Genomic DNA, 11187 nt, shown 5'->3' on the forward strand with positions numbered 1-11187 from the left:
CTTTTTGGATGATATCGTAGCGATTAACTTCTTTTTGACTCATGATAATGCGATTGTCCATTTGGTTGATATTAGTGGTTAAACTAATATCATAACCTGCCGGGGCGGACATTTCTACTTCCCGCTATTAGGACATTATCATTTCCTTGTGACAGAACAAAATCCAGGAAATTATTCTGAAGTGCGTCATTGTCTTTTTTTTAATTACAGCATTTTTATGCATAAAAACATAAAAAACGAAGCGTTGCTTCGTCTCTGCCGAACAAATTTCAAAATTCAAAAATATCAATACTACGCTAGTCCTTCAGCTTGCTTTGTATGGATTCCACATCGCTAATCCATTTTTTCACCTGGCCGTCTTCATCGCATTTCGATCCGCATTTCCAAATAGACATCTTGGCGGGAGTATCGAGTTTTTTCTCTTCTATCAGAAACTCCATTCTTTTTGTTATCGTATTCACAGCATCTTTGGGACTATCGAAACAAGTATGCCCTCCCGACCCCATTCTTTCTCTAACTGCCCTGTATCCTAAATAATTATAGCAATCCTCCCCTTTAAGGACTGGGACTCTTTTTCCCCAATTACTTTCCTTTTTGGCAATTGCAATATAGAAAGCAACGACCGTTCTGTCTTTTTCAAAAAGATAAGGCAGCATTTTCTTAATCGGATATCCTTCTACCATATCCGCAACTCTTTTTTCAAATTCATCTTTTTTAATCTTTTCAGAATCTTCAATTATTTGTTCTATATAGCTTACAATATCTTGACTATTTTTAATGTCTTCTCCGCCGAGAACCTGTTCAACCGGAACGGTTGTAATAACTTTATTTGTATCGCCAATAGCCGAAACACCTACTCCCAGATATCGATAAATAAATGTCATCGAAACCATTCCCAGCACAATAGCGCCTACGACTGAAAGATTCCACAATTTGACCAAAGTCATCCTTCTGGCAAAATTTTGGGGAATATCAATAAATCCTTTCTGAATTTCCTTATATTTGTCTGACAGCTTTTTATATAAGAAATCGCTTTCGGAAGCCCTAAACTTTCTATAATCGCCAACTATTCTAGCGCTAACGCCATCAAATAAATTTTCTCCGTTATTTGTTTTTACCTCCCGATTAACCATTTTCTGTTGTTTTGGGGTAATATACAATTTTGAATCTTCAGTAAAAAAAGACTCCGACATTCTCCCGCGAGAAAACAGAGTGGATTTCAGATTTTTGCTTATGTCTTGATATTTTTCATTCAAAACTAAAACTGCTTCGCCTTTATTTTCAGCAAAAACAGAATCAAGAAACATTTTTTTGTCTCCTATTTCACCCATTAAAGACATTATAGCACAAAATTAATAAGCTTGAAATATTAAATTTATATTTCTTTATAGCTGTGTTTTTTAGCCCCATAAGCATACGCTATCCCTGCCGTTATTATCGCAAAAAATGCTAGCACCTGTCCTCTCGTCATTCCAAAAATAAAATCATTTTCCGGTTCTCGCAAAAATTCAACAAAAAACCTGACCATTCCGTAACCCGCTATATACAACAAGAAAAGAGTTCCTGAAAATTTAGTTTTGTTGCGCAGAAACCATAAAATAACAAATAATAACAAACCCTCCAGCAACGCCTCGTATAACTGCGTCGGATGGCGCAAAATTCCGTCGCCAAAATACATTCCCAAAAAACTGTTAGCAGCCTTTCCGTATAATTCTCCATTTAGAAAATTCCCTATTCTTCCAAAGAAATATCCGGCTGGAATGGCCGGAACCACAAAATCCGCCCACCGCCAAAAATTAATTTCATTTTTTCGGCAAAATATAATAGTAGCGATAATAATTCCTATAAGTCCGCCAAAATAACTCATTCCGAATATTCCAATAAAATTTCCGCTTGAATCGAAAGGAGAAATAATGGTTAATGGATTTTTTATATACCAGCCTAGATTGTAAAATAAAACATAACCTAAGCGTCCGCCAGCGATAAGTCCAATAAAAGAATACAGCAAAAAATCGATAATGATAGAATATGGTATTCGGTATTCGGTATTTGGTATTTTATTGAAAATTGAAAATTGAAAATTGAAAATTTTAGACAATCTTTCATCTTTCCTGACTCTATACATTAGCAAACCATAAACAACACAAAAACCAGCTAAATACATCAGTGAATACCAACGAACACTGAAATTGCCGATTAAAAAAGCGATTGGATTAACGAGTTCTGGAAGATGTTGATAAAAAGAAAACATAAACTAAATTTTCTTAAGCGGAGCGAATTTTAAAGCAAGCTTTTTGATTCCGTTTTTTTTGAAAGCGACAGTAATAATATCTCCTTGAATGGAGATAACCACTCCATCGCCAAAATCCGGATGATGGACATGTTCGCCGTCTTTAAATTTTTGAATTATAAATTCTGAATCATGAGCTATTGATTTTTTATTTTTTTCGAAATCCGAATCATAATTCATAATTCTTGATTCATGATTATCCAATAAATGTTCCGGTATTTCGGACAAAAATCTCGACGGCGGATTAATCTGAGTAGAACCGAAAATATTTCTCTGCCTCGTAAAACAAAGATAGGCCTTTTCTTTGGCTCGGGTAATCCCCACATACATCAGCCTTCTTTCTTCTTCCATCTCAATTTGGCTAAGCATACTTCTGGAATGTGGTATTATTCCTTCTTCCAATCCAACAATGAAAACGGTTGAAAATTCAAGACCCTTGGCACTGTGCAAAGTCATAAGATACACCGAGTCTTTAACTTCTTCTCCCTTATCCGCATCTGTCGCCAGCGCCACTTCCTCCAAAAATTCTTCCAATTTCTGTCCATTGGAAATTTCTTCTTTATCATATTTTTGAGCAACCGTAATAAGCTCTTTGACGTTCTCCCATCGCATTTCTCCTTCCATCGTTCCATCCTGAAGATATTTTTCATATCCGCTTTCTGAAAAAACTTTTTGAATAAAGTCGGTTAAATCAATCCTGTCCATCGTTTCTCTCATCCTTCCAATAAACTCACAAAATTTTGAAATATCTTCTAACTTTGAATCTGGGATTTTTTTAATTATTGAGTCTTTCCTGCCTGCCGGCAAGATAGGATTATTAAAATTTGCAAGACGCGTTCCAGCCTGCAATAAGTCCAGTTTATTTTCTTTAGCTATCGCTACCCATTTCTCTATTGTTTTGTCCCCCAATCCTCGCTTCGGCTCATTGATAATCCTCTCCAACGATAGATAATCTTTCGGATTTTTAATAAATCGAAGATAGGAAACGACATCCTTAATTTCTTTTCTCTGATAAAATTTTATTCCGCCGACAATCTTGTACGGTATTGATCTTTTGAGAAATATTTCTTCCAATATCCGGGATTGAGCGTTGGTTCTGTAGAGCACAACAAAATCGCTATATTTTCCCCCGCTGGATTTCAATATTTCTCTGGCTACAAAGTCCGCTTCCTCTACTTCGTCCCCAGCTTCATAGGAAGTGATGAGCTGTCCCCCCTCCTTTTCCGTCCAAAGTTTTTTGTCTTTTCGAAAAACATTTTGAGAAATAACTCCGTAAGCCGCATCAAGAATTACCTGGCTGGAACGATAATTCTGTTCTAAAGAAATTACTTTGGCTTCCGAATAATCTTTTTCAAAATCCAAAATATTATTAATATCCGCCTGACGCCATCCATAAATCGATTGCCAGTCATCGCCCACTACGCATAAATTCCGATATTTTTTCGCCAGAAAATTTACCAAAAGATATTGCGAATGGTTCGTATCCTGATATTCATCCACCAGGACATAATGGAATTGGTTCTGATATTTTTCCAGCACTTCCGGAAATTTCTGAAATATCTTAACCACAAACATAATGAGATCGTCAAAATCCAAAGAATTGTTTTTCTTAAGCTCATTCTGATACTCTGAATATAATCGGGAAACTACTTCTTCGAAATATCCTCCGATGCCCAAAGAAAATTGATGAGGGTCTGCCAAATTATTTTTCGCTTTGCTGATAGCTTCCAGAATCGCCCTTGGATTAAATTGATCCTTGCTAATTTCAAGACGCGCAAACATTTTTTTCATCAGCGACATTTGGTCATGGTCGTCAATGATATTAAAAGATCTTTCGTAACCAAGTTTGTCAATTTCTTTGCGGAGAATTTTAGCGCAAATGCTGTGAAAAGTTCCGACTAATGGCAAGTCATATTTTGAAGGAACACGGTTTTCTTCTGTCAGCAATTTAATAATTCTTTCTTTCATTTCCCCGGCTGATTTATTAGTAAAGGTAACTGCCAAAATATTTCCAGGACGAACTTTTTTTTCTCTAATAAGATACGCCACTTTGTGAGTGAGCGTCCTTGTCTTTCCCGATCCGGCTCCGGCAATAATTAAAATAGGACCATCGGTAATGGTCACAGCCTCGCGTTGTTTTTTATTTAAAGCAGCTAGAATGTCATTCATATAAAAAATATTAAAATAGAGCCGATGCCTGCCATGCATCTGATAGAAGTTTAAAAAATACCGACGCTGCTTCACTGTACTTGCGCAACTGATATTTTTGAAGCGAACACGTAAGTCCTATAAATTGTACCATCATTTGACTTTATGTTCAAAACCTGCTATAATTGAATAGTAAAGAAACGGGTGTCTCCCGTTTTTTGCTTTATTAATCATTAAAAATAAAAAAAATGGAGGAACAAAAAGAAGTGTGCGAATGTCCTGAATGCAAAAAGAGAGCAGAAAAGGAGGCGGCATACAATGAGATGAGCTTGGCCTTCCTATTGGCACTGATGCCAATGTTAGTAGTCACTCTCTTTGGTCAAATAGGACTCTTCTAAAAAAATCTAAGGGGGCCTTACAAAAAACCGGGAATTAGTTCTCGGTTTTTCTTTATTTGCTATCTTTCCTGATTTAATGCTAAATTTATTAAATGAAAAGGATAATGCCAAAACTAGAAAAAATGATCCAAAAAATAGAAGAGTGCCCTAGCAGCCTATGGATCCTGCTTTCTTCTTTTGTCAGCTTGATACTAATCAGAATACTTATTGAAAATTGGGTTACAGGAGAAAATGCCCACAGAAGCTTCTTTATTTTTTATGAATTTTTTGATTCATTTCTTATCGCTTATCTAGTTTCACTTTGGATTATTCACAAGATACTCAAAGTAAGCTTTAAAAAAGCAGCTAACATTCTTATTTGGGGATATTCTGTAATCATAATTCCTCCCCTGGTTGATTATGTAATGTCTCATGGAAAAGGATTCTGGAGTTTTTATACTTTTGACAGCCTAAGCGGACTGATAAAAAGATTCTTCACTTTTTTCGGCGACCGTCCGGACATCGGAATTACCTACGGGGTAAGAGCTGAAATATTAATTGCTGTCTTGCTAATTCTGGTTTATGCCTATTTAAAATCAAAAAGTATTTTAAAATCCGCATTTGTTTCCTTTTTGGTATATGCAACCTTGTTCATTTTAGGAACATTCCCCTCTTGGATTACAATAGCAGTCCAAGGAATATCAATTGGATTTTCGAAGGTGACTGAAATCGATGCGGTTCAGATGTTCTTCTCTCCATTTAGCTTGTTTTCAAAAGACATTTACCAGGTTAATGATGCTCTTATTGTAAAAGTGAATATGATTTATCTCTTAATTATTTCCGCGATAATTCTTCTAGGACTTTTCCGATACCAGAAAGAGCGGTTCTGCTCTTTCCTAAAAAATATCAGATTCCCTCAAGTTTTTTATCACGGAGGACTGCTAATCGCCGGGATCGGAATTGGATTCGCGTTTTCCCAAAAAACAGTACCGATTAATTTTTTCAATGCTCTTGGTTTTCTGGTTGTATTGGACGCTGTTATTCTGTCCTGGCTAGCGTCAGTAGTTGTGAATGATATTTTTGATGAAAAAATAGATACCAAGACCAACTCCTATCGCCCTCTTATAAAGAAGACTTTCTCGCTTTCCGAGTATAAGGCAATGGGATTAATATTTTTCGCTTTTTCTATTTATCTTGCTTCCTTAGTTAATCTTAAAATATCCTTTCTTTTAATTGTCTACCAAGGAATTGCCTGGACTTATTCAGCCTGGCCGATGCGGCTCAAGCGTTTTGCTTTTGTTTCTACTTTTGTAAGTTCGGTTGCTTCTCTTATGATTTTCTTCGCAGGTTATTCGCTTGTTACCGATAGCCAAATTTTCCTTGAAATACCATTCCAAATAATAATTCTCTTGATTATTGCGTATACGCTATCCATTCCGATAAAAGATTTTAAAGATATTGAAGGCGACAAGGGAGACGAGGTTTACACTGTGCCGGTTGTTTTTGGAGAATACTGGGGAAAAATAATAGTGGCCTCGGGAATTCTTCTATCCTTTCTGCTTAGCGTTATCCTCCTTAACGAATTCAGGCTTTTCTGGTGGGCAATTATTCTGGGAGGGGTTTCTTTTTGGCTGGTTGCGAAAATGAGAAAAAGCTCCAGTGAGAGCCTTGTGAATTATAGAAATATTTTTTGGTGGATACTGGGAACGGTTTCAATTTATGGAATAGTTTTGGTTAGAATTGTTTTTTTATAAAAATAATCTCGCCAGTTTTTTCCAATCTTCGATATCTAATTCTTGCGCCCTAGCAGCTCCTAGAATGCCGGCTGTTTTTAATTTCTCTTCCGCTTCTTTTTTGCTCAGATGAAAACTATTGGATAAATTATTATTCAAGGTTTTCCTTTTGGCGCAAAATCCCGCCCGCACAACTCGAAAAAAACTATCTGCATTTTTTCTGTTAATCGGCAAACACTGGCTATCGACTAAAATTTTTATTACTGCGCTATCCACTTCCGGCACCGGATCAAAATTATTTTTATCAACATAGAATAACAGCTCCGGATTGGCATAATACTGAACAGACAACGATAAGATACTGTGATTCCCGGGTTTTGCCGTAATTCTCTCCGCCACTTCTTTTTGCACCATCAGGATCATCTCTCTCGGAGGAAATTCATTTTCCAAAAAAAATCTAATAAGGGGAGAAGTGATATAATACGGGATATTAGCCACTACTTTATATCCCTTGCTTCTCAATTTATGGCTCATTATTCCTTCAATATTCATCCCGAGAATATCTCCTTCCAATATCTTAATTTTCTCATTTTTTTCAAATTTGCTTCTGAGCGCAGATATTAAATCCCTATCGATCTCTACAGCCATAACCTCCTTGCAGACTTTAGCTAGTTCTTCAGTCAGAATTCCTTTTCCCGGTCCGACTTCCACAGCAAAATCTTCCATATTCAAACCGGCTGAATCTACAATTCTTTTAACGACATCTTTATTTTTAAGAAAGTTTTGACCTAATTTACTTGGCATAAAATTTTAATTTAGTATTTGTTCCACCTTAACACCAATTACTCCGGCTCCCAAGGAAGCAATTTTTTCAAAAGCCACTTTGTCCAAATCGATAATTCTTCCTTTTCCTTGCGGACCATAATCATTAATCTGAACTGCTACCGTTTTACCATTTTCCGTGTTGGTAACTTTCGCATATCCGCCTCGAGGAATTGTTGTACTGGCCGCAAACATTCCACCCTTCCAAGCATACCAAGTTCCTTGCCCACTACTTCCCTTTCCTAATTTCATATATGTCCCTTGAACTGAAATTTCCGGAGTTGGATCCTTAGTTCTTTCTTTGGATAACAGCTTTCGGGAAATTTCTTTTCCGTTGTGCGATACTACTTTATATTTATATTCATCGATTCCCTTCACTCCTTTCTGGCTTACTTTTTTTATTCTCCAGCCCAACTTGTCATCCTCAGTAGCTTGCTTTTCGAAATCAACATCTTTTTTTACTATTTCTTCTTTAATATCCACCCTCACTACTTCTATTTTAGCGTCATCCTTAATCGGTGCGCTTGTAGCGGGAATAGTAAAATCATCCTCTCCTAATTTTACATCATTATCCCAAAGCGCCATAGCGACAATATTTCCAAAAGTATTCCCTTTTATTGTTTTTCCATCAGCCAAAATAGAAACATCTTTGTTTTTCTTAATAATAATTTTTGATCCGCTATATATTTTTTTGACTCTTTCAGGAAAAATAAAATCTCCGTTATTTATAATTATTTTTTTATCTCCTAGCAATTCATCTATTGTCTCCTGGTCTACATTATTTAATCTATATTCAAATCCGTCATCATTTATTGTTATTTTTTTATTCTTGCTCTTAAAATCGCCGGAATAAGAAGTATTTTTAAAGGAAACCAGTTTATAAAAAACAAACCCCAAAAGCAGGAGTAAAAAAAATATAATTATTTTCTTCGTCTTAACCATTGATTATCAAATTAATCCGTTTTAAATCTGTATTGTATTGCTTCCGCTAAATGATCCGGTTGAATATTTTCAATTCCTTTTAAATCTGCGATCGTTCTGGCAATTTTTATGAGACGATAATAGGCTCTGGCAGAAAGCCGCATCGACGAAACCGCGACTCGAAGCAATTCAATGCTTTTCTCGTCCAGCGGACAAAACTTTTTTATTTGGTGAGAATTCATTTCGCTATTGGTAATAATACTAAGATTTTTGAATCTTTCTTCCTGCACCTTTCTCGCTTTTTCTACTCTTTCCCTTATTTCAGCGCTTGTTTCTCCCAATTCTCCGCTTTCCAGCTTGTCAAATTTAAGCCTGGGGACTTCGATGTGAAGATCGATTCTATCTAAAATTGGTCCAGATATTTTCCTTTGGTATTTAACTATTTGGGAAGGACTGCAGGAGCAGATTCTTTCCGGGTCAGTAGCATTGCCGCAAGGGCAGGGATTCATAGCCGCCACTAGAATAAATCTGGCTGGAAATTCCAATGAGCCTTTGGCTCTTGAGACGGTAATAATACCATCTTCAAGAGGCTGCCGCAAGCTCTCCATAACTGGACGAGGAAACTCGGCAAATTCATCCAAAAACAACACTCCTCGATGAGACAAGCTTATTTCACCCGGTTTAGGGAAGGTTCCTCCCCCAACCAAAGAAACACTGCTGGCGCTATGGTGAGGCGCCCGGAATGGCCTGGTAACAATCAGAGCTTCTCCTTTAGGCAGTTTTCCGGAAATAGAAAATATTTTGGTTACTTCGAGGCTTTCGTCCAATGTCATTCTGGGAAGTATTGTCGGCATCGTTTTAGCCAGAAGCGTTTTCCCCGATCCTGGAGGTCCGTTAAAAAGCACATTGTGTCCTCCAGCCGCAGCGATTTCAAGCGCTCTTTTGGCATGTTCCTGGCCTTTAATATGCGCCATATCCAATTCACAATCGCCTTTTTTAATCAGGGAATCAACTTCGACTTTGGGATGGATTTCGATATTTTTTTCTCCTGCCAAATGTCCGACCAGTGAATACAGGCTGTCAATTGGAATAACATTTATTCCTTCAACTACGCTGGCTTCGGATGCATTTTCTTTGGGAACATAAATTTCTTCTATTTTTTTATCTTTAGCCAGGAGAGTAATGGGAAGCACGCCTTGAACCGGCCTTATTTTTCCATCCAATGCCAATTCTCCAATGAATAGCTTATTTTTAAAATTAAAACTAATCTGGCTCGTTGCTAAAAGAAACCCCAGAGCCATTGGAATATCATAAATCGGAGTAAGTTTGGGAAGATCGGCGGGAGCCAAATTTACAGTAATCCTGCCGCATTGATACGGAGGCTTGAAACCGCTATTTTTAATAGCAGAACTGACCCTGTCGCGTGATTCTTTAATAGAAGTATCCGGCAGTCCGACAATAGTAAAATTATGAAGTCCTTGACCTAAGACATCCACTTCCACTTCGACTATTTCGCTTGATAGCCCGACGGTCGCCGCGGAAAATAATTTTGAAGGCAAATTATTGGAAATCCAAATTTCAAAATCCCAATTTCCAATCAAATTCTAATTTCAAAATCAAAAATTTTTGTTATTTGGATTTGGAATTTTATTTGACATTGGAAATTTGGATTTGGGATTTTATTAGGTTAATTAGAAATTTTATGTTCAAGCTGTTTTTTTGTTAACAGAATACCTTCATCATTCCGTATCATCGGACAAGGCAATTCTTATCAGTGTCGTCCCAATATTGACAGGCAGGACGCTTAAAATCCAATCAAACACGCTTCCCAACAACTCCGGCAAAACAATTCCCAAAAGATTCGCACTTGGATTCTTTGTTTTTTTCGATCCAAAATAAAGAAAAAGAATTAAACCAAAACCGAGATTCACAATGACACTCAAAACGGGAATGGCGCCAAAAAGATCAGCTATTGCCGATATCAAAAGAATCACCCAATATTTTTTTAATTTTTTCCCAAAAGACAAAGCTAGTTTTGCCTGGCCAATAGTACTTTTTTTCTGCTGGATAGTCTTTCTGGCATTGGCTAAATTCATCGAGTTTTCCGCTTCATTCTCGTTCATAGCGAATATGGAAATAATTATAAATAAAAACTATTCGTATATTTGCACCGGATTCGTAATTCGCGGGAGCTATAAATTTTCTTCATCAAATTCCTTTTTCGCCTGCTCGATTTCAAGAAGTTGATTGGGATCAGTCGTAATAACCTGATCCTCGCTGTAAGAAGCGATGACTTTAATCGCCGCATGTTTGGCTCCGGCAAAGAAAATTCCTTCTCCGACGTTGCTTTCCAATAGAAGAAATTTTTCCTGATCGGTAAGATAAAATGTTTCCAATATTACATCTATTGCCGCCGGGGATTGGCGAAGCAAAAGTTGAATTGAAGAGTTGGTAACAATCGGCTTTCCGTACCTGGAAGACATAAAATCGGCAATATCTTGAGTAATAGTAGTAAGCCCGGTGAAATATTTTCGGCAGCGTTTTGCTATTCCAAACAAGAAAGATGCGGCATCGTCATGTTTCATCATCACCCAAGCCTCATCAACAATAACTAAGCGTTTTTTCATATTAGAACGCATTTCATTCCAAATAAACTGAAGAACGACAAACATAGCAATTGGACGAAGTTCGTCTTCCAGATCCCTGATATTGAAAACTACCATCTGATTATCAATCTTAACATTAGTCGGGTGGTTCAAAAATCCGGAAAAAATTCCTTCTGTATATTTTTCAAGCCTCACTGACAATGAGTCAGCGCCTTCCATATTGCTCAAAACTTCATATAAATCGGACATCGTTGGAAAAGAATTGGGCGTAAAATTCTGAAAATTGCTCT

At 37.0% G+C, this 11187-nt stretch carries 10 protein-coding genes; 2 read left to right on the top strand and 8 right to left on the bottom strand.

Annotated features, from left to right (window positions below; translation table 11 throughout):
- Positions 1-296: 296 nt before the first annotated feature.
- The 3 genes from WC906_04165 to WC906_04175 are packed head-to-tail and all read right to left on the bottom strand — an operon-like array spanning position 297 to position 4459.
- The gene (locus WC906_04165) at positions 297-1331 is read right to left on the bottom strand and encodes a hypothetical protein (GenBank protein ID MFA5777608.1); all 1035 of its coding nucleotides are present in this window, start codon (positions 1329-1331) and stop codon (positions 297-299) included.
- 44 nt (positions 1332-1375) lie between these two features.
- Positions 1376-2251 (bottom strand): prolipoprotein diacylglyceryl transferase, encoded by an 876-nt coding sequence (gene lgt, locus WC906_04170; protein MFA5777609.1) that lies wholly within the window; start codon positions 2249-2251, stop codon positions 1376-1378.
- A gap of 3 nt (positions 2252-2254) precedes the next feature.
- A complete protein-coding gene (locus tag WC906_04175; GenBank protein ID MFA5777610.1) occupies positions 2255-4459 on the bottom strand; it encodes a UvrD-helicase domain-containing protein in 2205 nt (734 codons plus the stop codon).
- Between the two features lie 227 nt (positions 4460-4686).
- Here WC906_04175 and WC906_04180 point away from each other — a divergent pair, with 227 nt between their 5' ends.
- Both WC906_04180 and WC906_04185 read left to right on the top strand, forming a co-directional pair.
- Complete coding sequence (locus tag WC906_04180; protein ID MFA5777611.1) at positions 4687-4836, top strand: hypothetical protein; 150 nt, start codon at positions 4687-4689, stop codon at positions 4834-4836.
- A gap of 92 nt (positions 4837-4928) precedes the next feature.
- Positions 4929-6569, top strand: coding sequence for a UbiA family prenyltransferase (locus WC906_04185; GenBank protein ID MFA5777612.1), 1641 nt, complete (start codon positions 4929-4931; stop codon positions 6567-6569).
- Here WC906_04185 and rsmA read toward each other — a convergent pair.
- The 5 genes from rsmA to WC906_04210 form a co-directional block, all read right to left on the bottom strand.
- Positions 6564-7352, bottom strand: coding sequence for a 16S rRNA (adenine(1518)-N(6)/adenine(1519)-N(6))-dimethyltransferase RsmA (rsmA, locus tag WC906_04190; protein MFA5777613.1), 789 nt, complete (start codon positions 7350-7352; stop codon positions 6564-6566). The two genes, WC906_04185 and rsmA, sit on opposite strands and share 6 nt — an antisense overlap.
- Before the next feature lie 6 nt (positions 7353-7358).
- Positions 7359-8312, bottom strand: a complete 954-nt coding sequence (locus WC906_04195; protein ID MFA5777614.1) for a G5 domain-containing protein — start codon at positions 8310-8312, stop codon at positions 7359-7361.
- Positions 8313-8323: 11 nt separating this feature from the next.
- Positions 8324-9892 (bottom strand): YifB family Mg chelatase-like AAA ATPase, encoded by a 1569-nt coding sequence (locus WC906_04200; protein ID MFA5777615.1) that lies wholly within the window; start codon positions 9890-9892, stop codon positions 8324-8326.
- Between the two features lie 138 nt (positions 9893-10030).
- Positions 10031-10414: a hypothetical protein gene (locus WC906_04205; protein ID MFA5777616.1), complete on the bottom strand. Its 384-nt coding sequence runs from the start codon at positions 10412-10414 to the stop codon at positions 10031-10033.
- Positions 10415-10483: 69 nt separating this feature from the next.
- On the bottom strand, positions 10484-11187 hold a 704-nt coding region (locus WC906_04210; protein ID MFA5777617.1), incomplete at its 5' end, for a conjugal transfer protein TraC.

The organism is Parcubacteria group bacterium, assembly GCA_041657845.1.
Taxonomy (GTDB): domain Bacteria; phylum Patescibacteriota; class Minisyncoccia; order Moranbacterales; family JAKLHP01; genus JAKLHP01.